Raw genomic sequence first — 21,705 nt, forward strand, 5'->3', positions numbered from 1 at the left:
GATGAAGAAAGTCCTGATAAAAAACGCCAAAATTGTAAATGAAGGCAAAATTACTGAAGGTGACGTTTTTATTGAAGATGGAATAATAGTAGAGATTGCTGAAACCATAAGTGCAAAGTCGCCAGATGTGCAGATTTTTGATGCGGAAGGAAGCCATCTTTTACCCGGGGTTATAGACGATCAGGTACATTTTAGAGAACCTGGTTTAACTCATAAAGAAGATATTGAGAACGGAAGTAAAGCAGCCGTTGCTGGTGGTATTACTTCTTTTATCGAGATGCCTAATACATTGCCACAAACTACCACAATAGACGAATTAGAGAAGAAATTTCAGTTAGCTGCTGAAAAATCTTATGCCAACTATTCATTTATGTTTGGTGGTACGAACGACAATTTAGAAGAAATTTTAAAAGTTGATCCTAAAAAGACAGCAGCCTTAAAATTATTTTTGGGATCGTCTACGGGAAATATGCTAGTGGACGATCAAAAGGTTTTAGAGGAAATATTTTCCAAATCTCCATTAATGATTGCAGTTCACTGCGAAGATGAAGAAACCATACAGAATAATTTAAAGGAATGTATAGAGCGTTATGGTGATGATATTCCAATAGAACTTCATCCCAAAATACGAAGTGAAGAAGCATGTTATAAATCGTCTTCTAATGCCGTAAAATTAGCTAAAAAAACAGGGGCAAGATTACATGTTTTTCATGTTTCTACTGCTAAAGAATTAGCGCTTTTTAGCAATAAAAAACCTTTAAAGGATAAAAAGATCACTGCCGAGGTTTGTATCCACCATCTTTGGTTTAATGATAATGATTATCAAAAAAAGGGCACCTTTATTAAATGGAATCCTGCTGTGAAAACAGAAAACGATCAGGAAGCTTTAATGAAAGCGTTAAACGATGACAGGCTAGATGTTGTGGCCACAGATCATGCCCCGCATACTAAACAAGAAAAACAAAATCCATACACCAAAGCCCCAAGTGGAGGTCCCTTGGTGCAGCATGCATTACCAGCAATGCTTCAGTTTTATCATCAGGAAAAAATATCTTTAGAGAAGATTGTCGAAAAGATGTGCCATAACCCTGCAATCCTTTTTAATATTAAAGATCGTGGATATATTCGCGAAGGTTATAAAGCAGATTTAGTTCTTGTAGATCTTAATGCACCATGGCAGGTAAAATCTGATAATATGCTTTATAAATGCGGATGGTCTCCTTTTGAAGGAGTTACTTTTAAATCTAGGATTACCCATACTTTTGTAAACGGAAAACTGGTGTACAAGAATTTTAAGCATCAGCCTTTTGCAAATGTGGCACAGCAATTGGAGTTCGATAGGTAATGAGATTTTTAAAAAACAGCCTTATTTTTCTAATTTTCATTGGTTTTTCCTGCCAGGACGTAAAACATGTGAGTAAACCCGATAATCTTATTCCCATGGATAAGATGGTTGATATTCTTACTGAAATTGTTCTGGTGAATTCTGCACGAAATTATAATAAGATTAAGCTGGAGCAGACCGGCTTAAAACCTGATAAGTATATCTATGAAAAATTTTCTATAGATAGTGTGCAGTTTCAGAAAAGCAACGCTTATTATTCTGAAAATTATAATGACTATGTCGGTATTTTTGATAGGGTAAAAGATACTTTAGATACCCTTAAAGAGCATTATAACAAATTAGAAGAACAGGAAAAAGCCGTTAAGGACTCTATTAAAGAGAAAAAATTAGATAAAGAAGCGCGTGAAATAGAAGATACAATCGAATCTATTAAAGAGGATAAAAGAACTTCAGTGCAAAAAAATAGAGCGGATAGCTTAAAGTTGCGTGAAGTACAATAGATTATTTATAACGCTTTTAGAATTTATTTAGCCTTGTCTTTTAAGAAGTACTTTCCGGTTTCCTTAATTACTTCTTCGATTGGCGTGAATTTAAAATTCAATTCTTTTTTTATTTTCTTGTTATCATATTCAGATTTTTCGAAAATGCCAGAAATATCGCTTCTAGTGATATTTTGATTATATCCAAAAACAGAGGCTATTTTCTGAAAAAACCATCCCAAAGATATCATCCATTTTTTTAGAGGTTTTGTTGGTTTGGGTTTGTTGATGCTTTCCGCAGTTACATCAAAAATCGTTTTAAAGCTTAGATTTTCAGCAACTAAAATAAATCTTTCATTGAAAATTTCAGAAGTCATTAACTTGATCATCACATCAATAACATCTTTTACGCCTACAAAACCAGTCACTTTAGGGAAATGATAGTTTAAGCCGTTTTGAATGCGACTAAAAATCTGCCCACTTCCTTTTTTCCAAAATCCCGGACCTATAATCACCCCTGGGTTTACTATAATGACCTTTACGCCTTCCTGGGAAGCTCGCCAAACCTCAATTTCAGCACCATATTTAGATATCGCGTAATCGCTATTGTTTGTTTCAGGATTCCAATTTGTTATTTCTGTAGTAGGTTCCGAAGAAATTACTGGTTTTCCCAAACTAGCAATACTGCTTACATAGCATAGTTTGTCAACTTTGTTGGCAATGCATTGATTAACGATATTTGCGGTTCCTTCGATATTAATTTTTCGTAGGTCTTTCTCATCTTTAGGATTAAACGAGACCAGAGCTGCACAGTGATAAACCTGGGTCACATCTTTAAAAACCTCATTTAATTGAGGAATATTAGTGATTTCAGCAATCACCCATTCGATTTTTTTGAAATATCGTTCTGCTTCTTCCCTCGTGTGGTAGTACGAAAATACCTCTAGCGTTTTATGTAAATCGCTTGTCACACGATGGATTGCTCTTATATGTTGCCGCTCTTCTGCTAATTTTAAAAGCAAATGAGCTCCCACTAGACCAGTGCCTCCTGTTACTAAAATCATGCTGTAAATATAATTAAAGCACTTAGGAAAAATAATAGTAAATGGTATCTTTACAGCTGTTTTAAGAACAAATTGTTAATTATGAACAAAAATTTTGTTGAAGAGCTTACCTGGCGCGGTATGATTCACGATGTGATGCCGGGAACAGAGGAACATCTAAACGAAGAAATGCGCGCTGCTTATGTTGGGATCGACCCAACAGCAGATTCTTTACATATTGGTCACTTGGTAGGAGTTATGATGTTGCGTCATTTTCAATTAGCGGGACATAAACCTTATGCTTTGGTTGGTGGTGCTACTGGAATGATTGGTGATCCTTCCGGAAAGTCGGCAGAACGTAATTTGTTAGATGAAGCGACTTTAAGACATAACGAAAATTCGATTAAAGAACAGCTTTCAAGATTTTTAAATTTTGAAGGAGCAGAGGAGAACACTGCAGTTTTGGTGAATAACTACGACTGGATGAAGGAATTTTCTTTTCTTGGATTTATTCGTGATGTTGGGAAGCACATAAGTGTGAACTACATGATGGCCAAAGATTCGGTTAAAAAGCGTTTATCTTCCGATGCTTCAGAAGGGATGTCTTTTACTGAATTTACTTATCAATTAGTGCAAGGTTATGATTTTCTACATTTGTTTAGAGAACATCAATGTACTTTGCAAATGGGAGGTAGCGACCAGTGGGGAAATATCACAACCGGCACAGAGATGATTCGTCGAATTGGCGAAGGCAAAGGATACGCATTAACCTGCCCATTAATCACTAAAGCAGACGGTACAAAATTTGGAAAGACTGAAGGCGGAAATATTTGGCTGGATGCCAATAGAACTTCGCCTTATAAATTTTACCAATATTGGTTAAATACCAGTGATGCGGATGCTGAAAAATATATCAAAATCTTTACATTTTTGAGTAAAGAGGAGATTTCTGAGATAATTGCAAAACATCAGGAAGCACCTCATTTAAGAGAACTTCAAAAAGTTTTAGCGAAGGAAGTTACCGTGATGGTACACTCGGAAGAAGATTATAACAATGCCGTAAAAGCTTCTGAAGTTTTATTTGGAAAAAGTACTGCGGAAGATCTGAAATCTTTAAATGAAGCAACTTTTTTAGATGTATTTGAAGGAGTGCCACAAGCTGAAGTTTCTAGAGCGGATGTTGAAGAAGGTTTGGATATGATTGGAGCACTTTCTGCTAAAACCGATTTTTTGAAATCTAACGGAGAAGCCAGAAGAGCTTTAAAAGAAAACTCGGTTTCTGTAAACAAAGAAAAGGTAAAAGAAGATTACAAGATCACCAATAATGATCTTATCAATAATAAATATGTTATTCTGAATAAAGGTAAAAAGAATACCTACATTTTGGTTGTGGTATAAATTATAAACCTAAACATGATTATAAAAAAGCCCCTTTTGAATTTTCAGAAGGGGCTTTTCAACTAACTAACCAATCTAATATGAAAAATTTTATTTGCGAAAACCTATGATTACCACAATCATATATTTTGCTGAAGATAAGTCGTAATTAGAGTTTTAAACTTACAATTAGTTTTAAAAATATTTGATTATAAAACCATTAGGTTGCACCCACGAATATCGCTATTGTCAAAACGCCCCAATATTTCAATCGTTCCATCTTTATTTATTTTTCCCAAATCCTGAGTAGCAATAAACGAGCAAGAATTAATATTCGCAAGATCGATTACATTTATTCCTCCGGTTTTTCCCGATTTTACTGTCGTTAAAGCATCTTCAGGATCTCTAATAATAAGATCCATCCAAGGCGGGCATTCAAACACGCCATTGCCTTTAGAATAAGCCTGTGAAAGTAACTCGGTCATACCATACTCGCTATGTATCGACGAAACACCAAAACCTTTGGCAAGTATGCTGTGCAGTTCTTCTCTAATCATTTCTTTACGCCTACCTTTCATTCCACCAGTTTCCATTACAATGGTATTTTTAAGCTCAAATTGGTGGTTTTCTACAAGATCCAACAAAGCAAAAGAAACACCAATTAAAAGCGTTTTTTCGCCTTTTTTATCGAGCTCGATGAGCTTGTATTTTAGTTCTTCGAGATTGTGTAAATAGAAGCCGCTTTCTTTTTTTTGACTTTTCTGAATAAGATGCTCGGCCATGTAGATAAGCGAAGAACCTTCGCGTTCTAAGTAGGATGGCAAAAGTGCTAAAATAGTGATGTCTTCGGCAGCACCGTAAAATTTTTGAAATGCTTTTTCGAAACTTTGTTCGTAGATATCCAAATCGGTAACCAAATGCTTACTGGTTTTATTTCCAGTAGTTCCGCTGCTGGTAAAAGTGATCTCTATTGGTTTATTTTCTGAAAGTATGCGGTGACTCTTAAAAAACTCGATAGGTAGAAAAGGAATATCTTCTAATTGCTGAACGTTACCTGGAGTTTTATTTAAGTGATTGCAGAAATCCTGATAGGTTTTGTTATTCTTATATTGAAATTCGAAGATTTCAAGACTTATTTTTTCAAAATCAGTTTTAGACTGAATATCAAAAATTTTGCTTTTCTGCATTGTCTGCAATTTTTAAGCAAAGTTAGAAAGAATAAAAAATAAAGGAATAATTAATCGCAAGAATAAAGTTTATCTGCCTCTTGGGGAAGAGCGTCGTGGGCCGAAGCCTCTCCTCTTCATTTAACGATAAGCTTGCGCGTAGCAATCTCGTTCTTTTCTTTGATTTTCACGATGTAAATGCCAGCATCTAAAGAAGAAATGTCAAGCTCTTTACCGATAAGTTTAGTTTTCTTGATGGCTTTTCCCAGAACGTTGTAAATTTCGATTTCTTTTTCAAGATTCTTCGTGCTGGTAATATAAACTTTATCTCCAGAAACCGGATTTGGATACATACTAAGACCATCAATTGTCTCTTCAGTCCTTTTGTTAAGGCGTAGATCATTTTCCTGAGCAGCTGCAGGAGCAGCTATCAGTAAAAATAGAACCATGATAAGACTGTAGAGATATTTTTGTTTCATTCTTTCTTAGTCGGTTATTGCAAACTTACAATAAATATTGAAAAAGTTTATCTAAAATTTGCATAATTAAAAGAGATGTATTTATGTTTATTTTAAGAAGTTAAAATGGTAACAAAAAACGGCTGCCATTGGCAGCCGTTTTTTTTAAATTCTAACAGAATTAAATAGATTAATCTTCAGACTCTGTTCCTAAAGAAGGGAAATCATATCCTGTCCAAGCGAATACAGAAGTATCAGCTCCTGTGTTGCCATCTTCTACTGTAATAGTAGCACCAACATTTTTAATAGCAGTAGCATCGATACCTCCTAAAGCAGATACACTAATTGATGTTTCGCTAGATCCGTTTCCGGAGCCATCTTCTAGATCGATAAAATCAGATGCAGTACCTGCATTTTCATCTTCTGCTGCAAAAATCGCAACAACAGCATTAGTTATAGTCGCAGAACTTCCTCTTCTAATTTTAATCATATCAGACATATTTGCGGTAGACTGGTGGTAAAGAGTAAGACCATCGATAGTTGGGTTTGATCTTGGAGAAGCGTCGTTATTACTCTCATTGCTATCTGCTTCAATACCTCTAGGATCTTCAGTTACATCGTTAAAACCAAACTCCCTAATTCCATAGAAGTTTTTCCCATTACCTGTCCATCCATGTGTCCAATCAAACCAATCGTCTTTGGCGTTTACAACAAGTGCATTGGTGACATTAACTGTACCTCCAAACCATTCGAGACCATCATCATCACCGTATCTTACCATGATGTTGCTAATAGAAGTTTCGCTACCTACACCATAGAATGTAATAGCATTAAATTCTTGCGTTCCACCGATTCTTGCACCGGTATATTCTACGATCATGTAGTCAATAATTCCTGAGTTATCTTCATTATTATCACCACCATAAGTTATTTCCGCAACTTCAGTTTGAGCAAACTCACCGGTGTTAATATTTGCGTACCCGGCTAAAATAAGTCCTCCCCAGTCTCCTGAACGTGGGTTCTCTGCTGCTGAAGTAATCGTGATAGGTTCTTCAGCTGTTCCCTGTGCATCTATTTTTGCACCTTGTAGAATGGCCATGTAAACTTCAGTGCCTCCTGCTTGAGCTTTTATAGTAACGCCAGGCTCTATGGTTAATGTGGCGCCATCTACTACTCTCAATGCTCCTGTAAGCATCCATTCAGAATCGGCTGTAATAGTTACATCAGCACGAACTTCACCTTTAAGATCTTCGGGATCTAAATCTGGATCATCCTGTGAATCGATAACATCGTCTTTTTGTTCGACTACGCCTCCATCGTCATCTGTACCTGGAGTTACATTATCGTCGTCATCAGAGCAACTTCCTAATAAAGCTGCAATGGTCAAAATCGATAGAAATAATTTTGATTTTTTCATAAGTGTTTGTGTTTAGTTAAGATTTAATTTATAAAAGAGTGTTTAATAATTTATTAGAGACTATAACTTAGTCCTAGCGAAAAGACCATACCTTTTTTAAAGTTATTTATTGTGTTGGTATTTCCGTTTAAATCGTCTTGAGTTAATTTGAATTCAGGATCTAAAATGTTTTTAATCTTCGCATTTATTCCCCAATGTTTTGAAATAGTGCCTGTGGCGATAAAATCTAATGTCGGGATTCCGGTTTCCACAATATTTGATTGTTGCTGAACACCTAAAGAGTAAATTCGGTCACTAAAGTAATTTAGCACTATAGAAGACATTAAATTAAAATTATTGCTGTCGTAATTATAAGTAAGGTCTGTATTTAAAACCCATGGAGATGCACCTTCTAGCTCATCTTCACTATTCGTAAAGTTCGTGCTAGGATTTGATAAATCTTGTCTTGAGTATAGATACGAGGTATTTAAGCCAAAAGCCAATTCGTGTTTTTTGCTTTCGGTAGATTCGACATTAAAAATAGTTTTACGAACTTCTAATTCGGCTCCCGCAACATCAGCTTCATCTCCGGAATTAATGTAAGAAAGTTGGTTAGCTGCAGAATTTACCTGTACTCTGTTGATAGGATTTTTAATTTTTTTGTAAAATCCTGTTATAGATATTATTTGGTTACCGCCAAAATAGAATTCGTATTTCAGATCAAGATTGTAGTTATCTGAAGCTTCTAAATCTGGATTACCAAAGCTCGAAAAGTTTACGTTTTCATAAACAAATGGAGCTACTTCTTTAAATTGAGGAAAGGTGTAGGTTTTGCTACCGGTAAGTCTTACGATACTATTTTCGTTAAAATTATATTTACCGGTAAAACTAGGTAGCAAATAAGTGTTTTGAATTTCAGAAGGATCTGTGTTTCTATTATTTTCACTACTCGATAAGTTAGTGTCCCAGTTTACATATTGATTAATATGTTCTACACGCAAACCGGCATTAAAGGTAAATGCTTCACTAAATTGATAAAAAGCACTTGCGAAACCGGCATGTATGTCTTTTTCTCCTTCGTAGAAGAAAGGGTCCAAAGGATCAAAATCATCTCCAAAGCCACTGTTGGTTACTAACCTAAAAGTGCCATTTGAAAGATTTTCTTGATTGAAAACTAAATCTGGATTGTTAGGATCTACGGTAACAGGGGAACCAAAATCGTGATTAAATTGTAAGAAGTTAAATGTTCTATCGGTATTTCTATAATCGTAACCAATGTTTATTTTTCCCTTGGCTTCTTCATCGTTAGTTGTCTTTCCAAAATCATATGAAGCATTCAAGCGACCTACAATCTCATCCTCTTTTAGGTCTGAAAAAAATCGTAAATTATATCCAGGTGTACCTACGGCAACACGGTAATTATCATTGGTTTGGTTATAAACAAAAGTATTTTGTCTACGATCTGGTTCATTTGCTCTTGTCATGTTGTAACCTACACTAGCTTGTAAACTAATCCTTTCGGTTAAGGCAAATTCACTTAGCAACTGATTAACGAATACCGTATTGTCATTAACCTGCTGTCTTTTTATATATGCAGAATCGTCTGTTTCCTCAGATATATTTGCAGACTGGCCAAAATAGTTTCCTACACTTTGGGTATTATTATGGATATACAAAGAATTGAAACTTAAATTATTTTCTCCAAACCCATAATCCAAATTAGCCATCAATATTTGGGAAACATTATATTGTGATTTTTGAAAATCCAGGTCTCTTAAAGGTAATCCCTGCGCATTGATTTCTTTGGTATTACCTTCGTTATAGCTGTATTTGCTATCGAAAGAGCCTATTAATAATGCTTTTAAAGAATTTTCTCCAACATCAAACCTTTTACCAAGTTGAAAATTTCCATTAACATTGATCTGAGAATTTTGATTGTTAGAAGCCATAGAATTTTCAAAACCGTAAGTATCCAAGCTGGTTATTGGGCTGTCTGAAGATAATCCATAGCCAAACCAAGAAGCTCCGTCTACAGTTTCGAAATCAGCGTTTACAGCTCTAGTGTTTACACCAGAACCAAAACCAACTTTTATGGTTTCTTTGCCGTATAATTCTTTTGAAATGATATCAATATTTGCTCCAGCAAAATCTCCATACAAAGAACTTTGGAATGTTTTATTTATTCCAACACTATTAATAATATTGCTGTCAAAAAAATCTAAAGCGACGTTTTTGTATTCTGGATCTTCAGAAGGAAGAGGTAATCCATTTAGAGTGGTAGAGTTGTAACGGTCACCAAGACCTCTTACAAAGACATTTTTAACTCCTTCTTGTTTACTTACACCAGCCATCTTTGTTAAAGCGCCTTGCGCATCACCAACACCTTTTCTCGCTAATTCCTGTGCGCTAATGTTTTCGATCATTTCAATGGCACCCTTTTGTTCTAATAAAAGCGCAACTTCACTATCTCTTCTGGAAACTGTAGTAATTACAACTTCATCTAAAGATGCAGCACTGGCGCCTAAATCTGTATTTATTTCTGTAACTTTATCTACAACAACCTGTACGTTTGGTATTTCTAAGGTCTCGTAACCTACAAAGCTAAAAACCACCGTATAAGTACCGGGTTCTAATTTGTTTAGAACATACAAACCGTCATAGTCTGAGGTTGTTCCTTTAGAAGTTCCTTTAATTGTTACATTGGCAAACGCTAGTGGTTCGCCGTTCATCTCGCGGTCGGTAAGCTTTCCTGCGATCGAACCTGTTGTTTCTTGAGCATTTACTACGATAGTAAGTAAAAATGCAATGAGTACTAAAAATTTATTCATCCCTTTGTTTGATTCTTGAGTGCAAATTAAAGGGGGGTATGTAAAGCTTGTGTTAACGGCAAATTAACGCTTTGTCATTTTAGTGTTATGTAAAGGTTACTAAATAAATGCTTAAATTGTAGGTTGAAATTAATAATTACATTTACCCCGTATTTGTTAAAATCTATACAATAAAATGAAGAAAAAAGACATCCGTATCCTTCTAGTAGACGATGAGCCAGATATTCTTGAGATTGTTGGCTATAACCTTTCTGCTGAAGGATATCAGGTAATTACAGCCGATAATGGCGCAGATGCGGTAAAAGTGGCAAAAAAGAAAACTCCGCATCTTATTATACTAGATGTAATGATGCCGGGTATGGATGGTATTGAAGCTTGTGAGCAAATGAGAAAAATCCCTGAGTTAGACGAAACAATTATAACTTTTCTAACGGCCAGGGGTGAGGATTATTCTCAAATGGCAGGTTTTGATGCCGGAGCTGATGATTATATTACTAAACCAATAAAGCCAAAAGTTTTAATTAGTAAAGTGAAAGCTTTATTAAGAAGGTTTAGAGATGAAGAAGCAACTTCTAACATTGTAAAGGTTGGGGAGATTGTTATTAATAGAGATGAATATAAAGTAGTGAGAAATAAAGAGGAGATGATTTTGCCTCGTAAAGAATTTGAATTACTTTCATTATTAGCTTCCAAACCGGGTAAGGTTTTTAAAAGAGAAGATATTTTAGACAAAGTTTGGGGTAACGAAGTTGTTGTAGGAGGACGTACTATAGATGTTCATATTCGTAAACTAAGAGAAAAAATTGGAGACGACAGCTTTAAAACCGTAAAAGGCGTTGGTTATAAGTTCGTAGTTTAATGGCAAAAAAATTTAAGAAGTCCTACACATTCGCAATAAAGACCTCTTTATATCTAACTTTATTTTTAAGCGGTCTCTGGGCTGCTTTTTCTTATTTATCAGGAGACTTTCACTGGTGGGCTTTACTTGGTTTTATAATTGTTAGTTATACTTTTTCTTTTTTTATAATTCAGTATCGTGTAGAAAATTTTATTTACAAAAGGATAAAAAAGATCTACGATGATGTCTCTTTATTGGATTCTTCAACCTTAAGGCCTAATCAGGTGACAACAGATATGGCAACCTTAACTAAAGAAGTAGAGAAGTTTGCCGAACATAAAAAGCTGGAGATAGAAACATTAAAAGTACGTGAGAATTACCGTAAGGAATTTATGGGAAATGTCTCTCACGAGTTAAAGACACCACTTTTTACGGTACAGGGATATATTTTAACTTTATTGGACGGGGCAATGAAAGACAAAACGGTGCGAAAAAAATATTTGCAACGTGCCAGTAAAGGGGTTGAGCGTCTAATCTACATTGTAAAAGATCTTGATATGATCACCAAATTAGAAACTGGTGATTTACATCTTTATATTGAGGACTTTAATATCGTAGAGCTAATCCAAAATACTTTTGATCTTTTAGAGATGAAAGCGGCCAAGAAGAATATCACGCTTACATTTGATATGCCGTATCGCGAAGCTATTTTCGTGAAGGCCGATAAAGAGAGAATTCAGCAGATAATTACGAATCTCGTTGTGAACTCAGTTAAATACGGTAAAGAAGGCGGTACAACAGAAATTAGTATAGAAAACCTGATTAAAAATAAAGTTATCGTTCGGGTAACAGATAATGGTGAAGGAATAGAAAAAGAAAATATTCCTCGTTTATTTGAGCGTTTTTATCGCGTAGATAAAAGTGGTTCTCGAAAAGAAGGAGGGTCTGGCTTAGGCTTATCTATTGTAAAACATATTATAGAAGCCCACCAGGAAAAAATTTATGTAGAAAGTGTTTTTGGTGTAGGAAGTGAGTTTTCATTTACGCTCGAAAAGAGTAAAGAGATCCCGAAAAGAGTGATCGAAACGGATACTTCTGAATCCTGAAAATTCTTCTAAATCATTCAATTTTTCCAAAGTGAAATCTTGCTGAGTGCAGAATGGGGCAACTCCTAGCTTATGAAGTCTTTCAGCAAGATATTCCTGCTCGTATTGTCCCGGTGTAGGGATAAAGAAAGCCTTTGCTTCAATACTATTTAAATCCATAATAGTTGTATAGCCAGATCTTGCAATTATATATTTACAACTGTTAAGGGCTTGCTGTAGAACAGCTCCATAAAGATGGTTTCTTATATTAATATTGGTGTTTTTTACACTAATTTCTTCCGAAGAAAAAACGCCTCTTACAAATAGAATTTTCTCCTTACTATCTTTAAAAGTATTTAATAATTTCTTCTCTAAAAAAGTTCGTTGAGGTTCTGGACCAGAGAGAATAATCAAAAAATCATATATTTTAGGCCAGGAGCGTTTTTCAATTCGGCTTAGAGGTCCAATATATTTTATAGCTGAATTTTCTTTTTTTAAATGTCCCAAAATACCGCTTAGGTTTTTTCTTCCGGGATAATCGGGAACCCAGCATTCATCGAATTTTTCGATGTAATTTTGCTGAATTTTACTACTAAAATATGTGGTGTTACCAGAGAGTACATTTAATTGATGCGTTACAAAGACGCTTTTTAAATTTTTGTGCCGTACACCCCAACGATTATCTGAAATTATTCCAATAATCTGATAATCCTTAATTATTTGCTTAGTTACTTTTTTTTCAGCCTTTATCGTTCTTAAAATATGTGGACTGTCAAAAAGTAATTTCCATTTCAAATTTGAGGGATCCTCGGTATATTTAATATTATAAGAAGGCAAACTTAAGCAGGTAATATGTGGAAACTCTCTTTGCAATAATTTTAGCGCATCACCATCGGATGCTAGAATAGGTTCGTAGTCATTTTTTAATAATGCTTTAATTATAGGAACACACCTTGCGGCGTGGCCAAGCCCCCAATTTAAAGCAGCAACTAAAATTCTTCCTTTTTGCATATAACAAATATATACTTACGCAGAGAACAGCATCTTTTTCCCGATTAAAAAAACATCATCAAAGCTTTAAATAAGCTCTATCGGTTTTTAGCAATTTTGTTTTAAACCGGAAATGTTCAATTGTAACCATGGCTTTGCTGAAAACTCAAATAATATTCTATAAATTTGTCGAAACTCAATTTTTAACTGTGGGAAGTAAGAATAAATTAAAGCGTTTTAAAGAGAACGAGGTGTTTTCTAATGTAATTCAGCCTAAAAGAGAAGATTTAATCGAAGCTCAGTTTGAATATAAAGGAAAATGGGCCAGTGATTTTTTCAAGAATGATAAGCCTATAGTATTAGAATTGGGTTGTGGTAAAGGTGAATATAGCGTTGGTCTTGCAGAAGCGTATCCCGATAAAAATTTTGTTGGTATAGATATTAAAGGGGCTCGATTTTGGCGAGGTGCGAAAACAGCTTTAGAAGACGGATTGGAGAATGTTGGTTTTTTGAGAACTCAAATAGAACTTATCGATCATGCTTTTGCAGAGAATGAAGTTAGTGAAATCTGGATTACCTTTCCTGATCCTCAGATTAAATATAAGAGAACAAAGCATCGCTTGACGAATGCAGAATTTCTACAGAAGTATAAAAAAATTCTTAAGCCAAATGGCGAAGTAAATTTAAAAACAGATAGTGAATTTATGCATGGTTATACTTTAGGCTTGCTTCATGGGGCAGGCCACGAGGTAATTTATGCTAATCATCATGTTTACAAAAATGAAGGAGCGCCAAAAGAAGTAACAGATATCCAAACTTTCTACGAAAAACAGTATCTTGAAAAAGGAAAACCCATTACATATATTAAATTCAGAATAAAATAAAAGGTTTTTGGAAGAAGCAAGGATTTTTCTTATCGTATATTTTGCAGCTCTTTTTGGAGTTTTACCGCCCGGTCTCGTGAACATGACTGTGGCGAAAACCTGTATAGAGCGTGGTAAGAAAAATGGAATGCTGGTTGCTATTGGTGCTTCGATAGTGATTTTAATTCAGGCATTTGTAGCCGTTCTTTTAGCCAAATATATATTCGATCATCCCTTTGTTCAGCGCGTAATGCTTAGAGCTGCTTTAGTAATCTTTATTATTTTAGGAGTTTATTTCTTTATTCAGGCTAAAAATAAAAAGGGCGCTCCCTCTCATTCCAAGAAAAAAAATAAAAACAGTTTGTATAAGGGTATGTTGATAGCAGCCCTCAATATTTTTCCCATTCCTTATTTTTGCGCTATCGCCGGTGGTTTTAATGTTGGGGTTGGTGTAAGCTATAATTGGTTTAAAATTATAGCATTTGCAGCAGCAGCATCTCTGGGTAGTTTTACGAGCCTATATTTATACGTGCTTTCTTTTATTAAAATTGAAAGTAAAGCAGAGAAATTCGCTAAATATTCAAACTACTTTATGGCTGGTTTGATGCTTATTCTAGTGATTGTTACGATTTTTAGGATCTATAATTCATGAGTTCTAATACCGGTTTTTTCGAAAAAGTTTACAAAGTTGCATCTCAAATCCCAGAAGGTCGTGTGACCTCTTACGGTGCTATAGCTAAATATTTGGGAGCGGCTAAAAGTGCAAGGATGGTTGGTTGGGCGATGAATGCTTCAAAAGATAGAGATGAGGTTCCCGCCCATCGTGTAGTTAATAGAAATGGTGTGCTAACTGGTAAAATTCATTTTGGAGGTACTAATGCCATGCAACAGCTTTTGGAGGCAGAAGGCGTAGAGGTGAAAGATCTTAAGATTGTAAATTTCAAATCTATTTTTTGGGATCCTATGAAAGCGCTTTTTAAGGAAGATAAGTAGCTAATATTTGTAAGGTTTTACATACTTATCATACTGAATTTATGAATATACCAATTTAGAAAAACTGAATTGGTTTTGGAAATATTAGGGTAGATCAATTCTATATAAATGCTTCGTGTTCTTAGCATTTCAAGCTATATTTGCATTTAGAATCGGTCTAATTAGAGGATATTCTTACTAAAAAATTTTATGAAATTAGATAGAAAAGAAATCATAAGTGCATTAGAAACTATCAGTATCGCCGGAGAAGGCAAAAATATTGTAGATAGTGGTGCATTACAAAATGTAATGACCTTTGGTGACGAGGTTGTTGTGGATCTGGTGTTAAGTTCTCCCGCTTTACATATTAAAAAGCGTGCTGAAGTTGATGTGATGAAAACTATTCACGAAAAGGTCTACGAAAAAGCCAAGATTAAGGTAAATATTAAAGTCGAAACTCCCGAGCCTGAAAAAAAAGCTCCTGAAATAAAAGGAAAAGCAATTCCTGGGATAAAGAATGTAGTTGCTATAGCTTCTGGAAAAGGTGGGGTTGGTAAATCTACCGTAACTGCTAATTTAGCAGTCACTTTGGCAAAAATGGGCTTTAAAGTAGGAGTTTTAGATGCAGATATCTATGGTCCTTCGGTGCCAATCATGTTTGATGTAGCAGCAGAAAGACCACTATCGGTTACTGTAGCTGGTAAATCTAAAATGAAGCCGGTAGAGAACTATGGTGTTAAAATTCTTTCCATAGGATTTTTTACTAAACCTAGCCAGGCTGTAATTTGGAGAGGACCAATGGCAGCAAAGGCATTGAATCAGATGATTTTCGATGCAGCATGGGGAGAATTAGATTTTCTATTGGTAGATCTTCCTCCGGGAACAGGAGATATTCATCTTTCCATCATGCAATCCCTTCCAATTACGGGATCTGTTGTGGTAAGTACACCGCAAAATGTGGCTTTAGCAGATGCGAGAAAGGGAGTAGCAATGTTTCAGCAGGAAAGTATAAATGTACCGGTGCTGGGTATTGTAGAAAATATGGCGTATTTTACTCCGCAAGAATTGCCAGAAAATAAATATTATATTTTTGGTGAACAGGGAGCTAAAAACCTTTCCGAAGATTTGCAAATACCATTTTTAGGAGAAATTCCATTGGTTCAAAGTCTTAGAGAATCTGGAGATATAGGTCGTCCTGCTGCACTTCAGGAAGATACCCCCTTAGAAGAATCTTTTAAGGAGTTAACCCGAAATATGGTGCAAGAAACGGTAAAAAGAAATAAAAGCTTACCTCCAACCGAGGCGATTAAGATCACCACAATGGCTGGATGTAGTGCGGTTAAAACTAAGTAAATGACAAGCGAAGAAGTAAAACTTAATGTAGAAAAGGCATTGGCCGAAATCCGTCCTTTTCTAGAAAGCGATGGCGGAGATATATCTTTGGTTGCGATTGAAGACGACCGCCTTGTAAAAGTACAGTTAGAGGGTGCTTGCGTAGGTTGCTCTGTAAATCAAATGACTTTAAAATCTGGCGTAGAAATGACTATTAAAAAGTATGTGCCACAGATTGAAGAAGTAATAAATATCCAGAAGTAGACTTTCGAATTAACCCAAACAACATGATTAAAACAGATATGATTATTGTTGGTGCCGGGCCAACTGGACTTTTTACTGTTTTTGAAGCAGGATTGCTGAAATTGAAATGCCATCTAATCGATGCATTGCCGCAACCTGGTGGTCAATGTTCAGAGATTTATCCTAAAAAGCCTATTTATGATATTCCGGGTTTTCCAGAGGTTCTTGCTGGTGATCTTGTGAATAATCTGATGGAGCAAATAAAATCCTTTGAGCCTGGTTTTACCTTGGGAGAGCGAGCAGAAACTATCGATAAACAAGAAGACGGCAGTTTTATCGTTACTACAAATAAAGGGACAAAGCATCATGCGCCTGTAGTTGTTATTGCCGGAGGTTTGGGTAGCTTTGAGCCTAGAAAACCGCCTATTCCTTCAATAAATGAGTTTGAAGATAAGGGAGTGGCTTATATAATTAAGGAACCAGAAATTTATCGCGATAAAAAAGTGGTTATAGCAGGTGGTGGAGATTCAGCACTAGATTGGGCTATTTATCTTGCCGATATTGCTTCAGAAGTTTCTTTAGTTCATCGCCGACAAGAATTTAGAGGTGCTCTAGATTCCGTAGAAAAAGTTGAAGAACTCTCTAAAATTGGACAAATAAAAATGATAACCAATGCAGAGGTTGTAGATCTAAAGGGTAAGGACAATCTTGAAGCTGTGGTTATTCGGCACAAGGATACAGCTCTGGGTGAAGAAATTAAAGAAGTAGATAATTTTATTCCTTTATTTGGACTGTCTCCAAAACTTGGGCCTATTGGCGATTGGGGATTAGAGATCGAAAAAAATGCGATTAAAGTAAATAATTCTTACGATTATCAAACCAATATTCCCGGGGTGTATGCCATTGGGGATGTAAATACCTATCCTGGTAAATTAAAGCTTATTTTATGTGGTTTTCATGAGGCAGCGATTATGTGCCAAAGTGCCTACCAACGTATTTTTCCGGATAAAAAGTACGTGATGAAATATACCACCGTTAGTGGTGTTAATGGCTTTGATGGAAGTAAGAAAGAGGCAAAAAAAGAAGTAGTTAAAAGTATAAGTTAATAGTACAAGCGAAGCGTTAGCTTCAAAAAATAAAGAAATGTCTGATATAAAGATTACCATCATCGACAGAGAAGGAGAGGCTCATACGGTAGATGCCCCTACAGATATGAATATGAATTTAATGGAAGTGATTCGTTCTTACGAGTTGGCGCCTGAAGGAACTATTGGTATCTGCGGAGGAATGGCAATGTGTGCATCCTGCCAATGCTATGTTATGAATTTAGAACATATGTTGCCCGAACAAAGTTTCGAAGAAGAAGATATGTTAGACCAGGCATTTTTTGTTGAAGGTAACAGCCGATTAAGCTGTCAAATTCCAATTACAGAAGACTTGGATGGCCTTGAAGTTAAATTAGCTCCAGAGTCTACTTAATTAATTCTATCTGAAAATATATAGCAACAAAGCCGATGGGAAACCAATCGGCTTTATTGTTATAATTGTACTATTTCTTTTTCTATTCCATCCCATAGCTCTATGCGCGCATCTAAAGCTTGCTTGGCCACAGTTTCTACTTCTTCCCATTTTTTGCCGTCGAAGGCGCATAAATGTTCAATCATTTCAAAAGCCATCGGCCCGTGTTCATCATCATCCAATTCTATATGGCGATCAAAATAATATTTAAAAAGCTCCAAATCCTTTTCTGGGAAATTCTGCTGGATATTGCTGATTATAGAAGTGAACATTCCGGGAATTAGTCCTTCTCTTCCAAAGGTAAAAGCAGCGGCGATTTTGTGGGGTTTTCCTTCAGAAATTAACTCAAAAGTAAATTTTAGAAACTGTTTAATGCTCCAAGGTAGCTCACTGGTAGCGATAATTAAATAGATATCTGTACCATGAATTACCTGATTTATAAATTTATAAATCTTTGTATTATCTGCACCAGCTTTTTGCATGGCGTCAATATACATTTCGTAGTGACTTTGGTGCTTTCCGTAGAAATTAATATCGGTTTCCTCGGCAAGTACAATTTCGTTAATTAAATAGCGTGTTTCAGGATTTCCTACGGGAAACCATGGATTAGTGGTTTTTGTTAAACTTTGCTGTAAAGCTTTAAGTAAAGACATAAAATCCCATACTGCAAAAACATGATGTTCCATAAAGATCTGCAATTCTTTAGGGGAAGTGATCTTTGAATATAGCGAGTGATTTAGTAAAGTTTCTACCTTAGGCTTTAAAACTTTATTGATGTCTTTAATCATGGTTAAGCTTAAATTTCCCACAAAAATACTAGCTAGGTTCGGATTTTAAAATAATAACAGTCTTTTTAAATAATCTTAGTATCGATTTTCATTAAATCTCTTTAAATTCGTTGCTATTATGATTGGTTTCCTGCATTTAAATATTATTGTTTTTTACTCCGAAAAATCTAAGGATTTTCTTAGAGTAGAAGGTGTTGTGCCCAAAAAGGAAATGAAGCTAAAAAAGAAGTGTTGCGAGAAATATAAAAAGGGCAATCGGTGTAAACGCTGCCCTTGCTTCGATCTTTAGTAAAAAATTAAAATCCATTAAATACTAGCTAGTTTTATCGAATTTCAGCATATATTTTTAGAATGCTGAATGTCCTGTGATATCCAATCCTGTGATAAGAAGATGTATGTCATGTGTGCCTTCATAGGTAACGACGCTTTCTAGATTCATCATATGCCGCATTATACTGTATTCCCCGGTAATTCCCATAGCGCCTAAGATCTGGCGGGCCTCACGAGCTACTTTTAAAGCCATATCAACGTTATTTCTTTTAGCCATGGATATTTGGGCTGAAGTTGCCTTTCCTTGATTTTTGAGTGTTCCAAGGCGCCAGGCTAGTAATTGAGCTTTTGTAATTTCAGTGATCATTTCTGCCAGCTTTTTCTGCTGAAGTTGTTTTACAGCGATGGGTTTACCAAACTGGATTCTCTCTTTTGCATAGCGCAATGCTGTATCATAACAATCCATAGCGGCACCAATGGCACCCCAAGCGATACCGTAACGAGCAGAATCGAGACAACCAAGTGGTGCACCCAATCCATTTTTATTTGGCAAGAGGTTTTCCTTTGGTATTTTTACATTATTAAAGATCAATTCTCCGGTAGCACTTGCTCTTAACGACCACTTATTATGAGTCTCTGGTGTAGAAAATCCATCCATCCCACGTTCAACAATAAGTCCGTGAATTCGATCTTCTTCATTTTTGGCCCATACAATAGCAATATCTGCAAAAGGAGCGTTAGAGATCCATAGTTTTGCTCCGTTAAGCAAATAGTGATCTCCTTTATCTTTAAAATTGGTTAGCATTCCACTAGGATTCGATCCAAAATCGGGTTCAGTTAAGCCAAAGCAGCCAATTAATTCGCCAGAGGCTAGTTTAGGGAGGTATTTTTTTCTTTGTTCTTCAGATCCATAAGTGAAAATAGGATGCATTACCAAAGAAGATTGAACAGATGTCGTAGATCGTATTCCGCTATCGCCCCTTTCAATCTCTTGCATTATGATTCCGTATGAGATCTGGTCTAGGCCGGCACCACCATATTCTTCAGGAATATAAGGTCCAAAAGCACCAATTTCAGCTAAACCATTTAATAAAATCTTTGGGAATTCGGCTTTTTGTGCAGCATCTTCTATTATTGGGCTTACTTCTTTTTTTACCCAAGAACGAGTTGCTTCGCGAACCATTTTATGTTCGTCGTTCAATAAGTCATCAATATTATAATAATCGGGAGCAGTAAAAAGATCTGTTTTCATTTTAGTTGACTTATTATCTATTATAAAATTAGTATTGAAATTACGGAATAACTACTATAGAACAAATTTTATTGATATAATTTATGTAAATAGGTTTCTTTTTAATTCCATAATAATTACAGTTTAGCTAATCAATATGCAGGTTATTGTTAAGCTGTTGCTTAATCTGTATAATTAGCTTTATATTTGGAGATTATATTACTATATGACATTTAAAGAACTGGGTATTATAGACTCAATCTCAAGGGCGTTAGAAGATAAAGGTTATTCTGAGCCTACTCCCATTCAGCAACAAGCTATTCCAATCTTATTAAAAGGAAAAGACTTACTAGGATCTGCTCAAACAGGTACGGGTAAAACTGCGGCTTTTACAATTCCTATATTACAAAGGTTGGTAGAGGGTGTCCCGCCGAAGGGTAAAAGAAAAATAAGAGTGCTTATCATTACACCAACAAGAGAGTTGGCTATTCAGATAGCAGATAATATCGATACGTATTCAAAATATACCGACATTCGAAATACGGTAATTTTTGGTGGAGTAAAGCAACATCAGCAGGTAAGAAAAATACAGAGTGGAATAGATATTCTAACAGCAACCCCTGGAAGGTTATTAGATTTGATTAATCAGGGTTTTATATCGCTAAATAATATTGAGCATTTTGTGCTTGATGAAGCCGACCAGATGTTGGATATGGGGTTTGTACATGAGATAAAAAAAATTCTCAAAAAGTTACCTAAAGAGCGTCAATCGCTGTTTTTCTCTGCCACCATGCCGAAGTCTATTATTGAACTTTCAAGACAAATTTTAGGTGATTTTGAGCGGGTAAAGATCGCGCCTCAACAAACTACGGCAGAGCGTGTAGATCAAGAAATTTATTTTGTGCCAAAACAAAATAAGGTTAAGCTGCTTGTTCATTTATTGAAAACTGCTTCTTTTGATACCGTAATTGTATTTTCTAGAACTAAGCATGGGGCGAATAAAATTGTAAAGAAATTGAGTCAGGCTGGTATTGATTCCGCAGCAATTCATGGTAATAAATCTCAGAATCAACGGCAAAATGTGTTGAATGACTTTAAGGATGGGAAAATCAAAGTTTTGGTAGCGACAGATATTGCTGCCAGAGGTATAGATGTATCTCAGCTTTCTCTTGTAGTGCAGTTTGATTTGCCAAATGTAGCAGAAACGTACGTACATAGGATAGGGAGAACAGGTCGTGCCAAAGCTAGCGGTAGTGCGATTGCTTTTTGTGATATTGAAGAACGACCTTATTTAAAATCTATAGAAAAACTTATCGATCAGCGATTACCGGTTATAGATGATCATGCTTTTAAAGAAATATCTGCGGAAGCAAAGGCTGCTCAAAGTACTGGCAAATCACAAAAAAAGCCAAGAGCTAATTCTGGAAGGAAACCGAGAGGCAAAAAATAGCTTTGTGCTATAATAGAGATTAATAACGAATCG

21 protein-coding genes are annotated in these 21,705 nt (G+C 35.6%); 13 read left to right on the forward strand and 8 right to left on the reverse strand.

Features of this window, described 5'->3' with window-relative positions:
- Position 1 precedes the first annotated feature (1 nt).
- A complete protein-coding gene (locus PBT91_RS01355) occupies positions 2 to 1,345 on the forward strand; it encodes a dihydroorotase (RefSeq protein ID WP_270060020.1) in 1,344 nt (447 codons plus the stop codon).
- The gene (locus tag PBT91_RS01360) at positions 1,345 to 1,845 is read left to right on the forward strand and encodes a DUF4296 domain-containing protein (RefSeq protein WP_270060021.1); all 501 of its coding nucleotides are present in this window, start codon (positions 1,345 to 1,347) and stop codon (positions 1,843 to 1,845) included. Before PBT91_RS01355 ends, PBT91_RS01360 begins: the two co-directional genes overlap by 1 nt.
- 23 nt (positions 1,846 to 1,868) lie before the next feature.
- Here the strand turns inward: PBT91_RS01360 and PBT91_RS01365 are convergent, their stop codons facing one another.
- Entirely contained in the window at positions 1,869 to 2,888 is a 1,020-nt protein-coding gene (locus tag PBT91_RS01365) for an NAD-dependent epimerase/dehydratase family protein (protein WP_270060022.1), read from the reverse strand.
- Between the two features lie 81 nt (positions 2,889 to 2,969).
- Between PBT91_RS01365 and tyrS the strand changes: the two genes are divergently transcribed.
- The gene (gene tyrS, locus PBT91_RS01370) at positions 2,970 to 4,265 is read left to right on the forward strand and encodes a tyrosine--tRNA ligase (RefSeq protein WP_270060023.1); all 1,296 of its coding nucleotides are present in this window, start codon (positions 2,970 to 2,972) and stop codon (positions 4,263 to 4,265) included.
- Between the two features lie 188 nt (positions 4,266 to 4,453).
- Here tyrS and PBT91_RS01375 read toward each other — a convergent pair whose 3' ends face one another.
- The 4 genes from PBT91_RS01375 to PBT91_RS01390 form a co-directional block, all read right to left on the reverse strand.
- Complete coding sequence (locus tag PBT91_RS01375; protein WP_270060024.1) at positions 4,454 to 5,431, reverse strand: LuxE/PaaK family acyltransferase; 978 nt, start codon at positions 5,429 to 5,431, stop codon at positions 4,454 to 4,456.
- 116 nt (positions 5,432 to 5,547) lie between these two features.
- On the reverse strand, positions 5,548 to 5,889 hold the full coding sequence (locus PBT91_RS01380) for a T9SS type A sorting domain-containing protein (RefSeq protein ID WP_270060025.1): 342 nt from the start codon (positions 5,887 to 5,889) through the stop codon (positions 5,548 to 5,550).
- Between the two features lie 169 nt (positions 5,890 to 6,058).
- Entirely contained in the window at positions 6,059 to 7,285 is a 1,227-nt protein-coding gene (locus PBT91_RS01385) for a hypothetical protein (RefSeq protein ID WP_270060026.1), read from the reverse strand.
- A 53-nt stretch (positions 7,286 to 7,338) separates the two neighbouring features.
- Positions 7,339 to 10,092, reverse strand: coding sequence for a TonB-dependent receptor (locus PBT91_RS01390; RefSeq protein ID WP_270060027.1), 2,754 nt, complete (start codon positions 10,090 to 10,092; stop codon positions 7,339 to 7,341).
- Positions 10,093 to 10,267: 175 nt separating this feature from the next.
- Between PBT91_RS01390 and PBT91_RS01395 the strand changes: the two genes are divergently transcribed.
- Together PBT91_RS01395 and PBT91_RS01400 are read left to right on the forward strand one after the other, a co-directional pair.
- The gene (locus tag PBT91_RS01395) at positions 10,268 to 10,951 is read left to right on the forward strand and encodes a response regulator transcription factor (RefSeq protein WP_270060028.1); all 684 of its coding nucleotides are present in this window, start codon (positions 10,268 to 10,270) and stop codon (positions 10,949 to 10,951) included.
- A complete protein-coding gene (locus PBT91_RS01400; RefSeq protein ID WP_270060029.1) occupies positions 10,951 to 12,036 on the forward strand; it encodes a sensor histidine kinase in 1,086 nt (361 codons plus the stop codon). Before PBT91_RS01395 ends, PBT91_RS01400 begins: the two co-directional genes overlap by 1 nt.
- Here the strand turns inward: PBT91_RS01400 and PBT91_RS01405 are convergent.
- On the reverse strand, positions 11,968 to 13,026 hold the full coding sequence (locus PBT91_RS01405) for a glycosyltransferase (protein WP_270060030.1): 1,059 nt from the start codon (positions 13,024 to 13,026) through the stop codon (positions 11,968 to 11,970). The genes PBT91_RS01400 and PBT91_RS01405 overlap by 69 nt on opposite strands.
- A gap of 188 nt (positions 13,027 to 13,214) precedes the next feature.
- Here PBT91_RS01405 and trmB point away from each other — a divergent pair, with 188 nt between their 5' ends.
- From trmB to PBT91_RS01440, 7 genes are all read left to right on the forward strand, one after another.
- Positions 13,215 to 13,889: a tRNA (guanosine(46)-N7)-methyltransferase TrmB gene (gene trmB, locus PBT91_RS01410; protein WP_270060031.1), complete on the forward strand. Its 675-nt coding sequence runs from the start codon at positions 13,215 to 13,217 to the stop codon at positions 13,887 to 13,889.
- A 7-nt stretch (positions 13,890 to 13,896) separates the two neighbouring features.
- On the forward strand, positions 13,897 to 14,520 hold the full coding sequence (locus tag PBT91_RS01415) for a LysE family translocator (protein ID WP_270060032.1): 624 nt from the start codon (positions 13,897 to 13,899) through the stop codon (positions 14,518 to 14,520).
- A complete protein-coding gene (locus PBT91_RS01420; protein ID WP_270060033.1) occupies positions 14,517 to 14,861 on the forward strand; it encodes an MGMT family protein in 345 nt (114 codons plus the stop codon). The genes PBT91_RS01415 and PBT91_RS01420 overlap by 4 nt, the downstream gene beginning before the upstream one ends.
- 189 nt (positions 14,862 to 15,050) lie before the next feature.
- Positions 15,051 to 16,193, forward strand: coding sequence for an Mrp/NBP35 family ATP-binding protein (locus PBT91_RS01425; RefSeq protein ID WP_270060034.1), 1,143 nt, complete (start codon positions 15,051 to 15,053; stop codon positions 16,191 to 16,193).
- A complete protein-coding gene (locus PBT91_RS01430; protein ID WP_084842358.1) occupies positions 16,194 to 16,436 on the forward strand; it encodes a NifU family protein in 243 nt (80 codons plus the stop codon).
- Positions 16,437 to 16,459: 23 nt separating this feature from the next.
- Entirely contained in the window at positions 16,460 to 17,521 is a 1,062-nt protein-coding gene (locus PBT91_RS01435; RefSeq protein WP_270060035.1) for an NAD(P)/FAD-dependent oxidoreductase, read from the forward strand.
- A 37-nt stretch (positions 17,522 to 17,558) separates the two neighbouring features.
- A complete protein-coding gene (locus tag PBT91_RS01440; RefSeq protein ID WP_270060036.1) occupies positions 17,559 to 17,894 on the forward strand; it encodes a 2Fe-2S iron-sulfur cluster-binding protein in 336 nt (111 codons plus the stop codon).
- A gap of 59 nt (positions 17,895 to 17,953) precedes the next feature.
- Here the strand turns inward: PBT91_RS01440 and PBT91_RS01445 are convergent, their stop codons facing one another.
- Together PBT91_RS01445 and PBT91_RS01450 are read right to left on the reverse strand one after the other, a co-directional pair.
- Entirely contained in the window at positions 17,954 to 18,721 is a 768-nt protein-coding gene (locus PBT91_RS01445) for a DUF3050 domain-containing protein (RefSeq protein WP_270061407.1), read from the reverse strand.
- 346 nt (positions 18,722 to 19,067) lie between these two features.
- On the reverse strand, positions 19,068 to 20,243 hold the full coding sequence (locus PBT91_RS01450) for an acyl-CoA dehydrogenase family protein (protein WP_270060037.1): 1,176 nt from the start codon (positions 20,241 to 20,243) through the stop codon (positions 19,068 to 19,070).
- 205 nt (positions 20,244 to 20,448) lie between these two features.
- Here PBT91_RS01450 and PBT91_RS01455 point away from each other — a divergent pair, with 205 nt between their 5' ends.
- Positions 20,449 to 21,672, forward strand: coding sequence for a DEAD/DEAH box helicase (locus tag PBT91_RS01455; RefSeq protein ID WP_270060038.1), 1,224 nt, complete (start codon positions 20,449 to 20,451; stop codon positions 21,670 to 21,672).
- The last annotated feature ends 33 nt before the right edge of the window (positions 21,673 to 21,705 follow it).

The sequence above is a fragment of the Zunongwangia sp. HGR-M22 genome (genome assembly GCF_027594425.1).
GTDB lineage: Bacteria > Bacteroidota > Bacteroidia > Flavobacteriales > Flavobacteriaceae > Zunongwangia.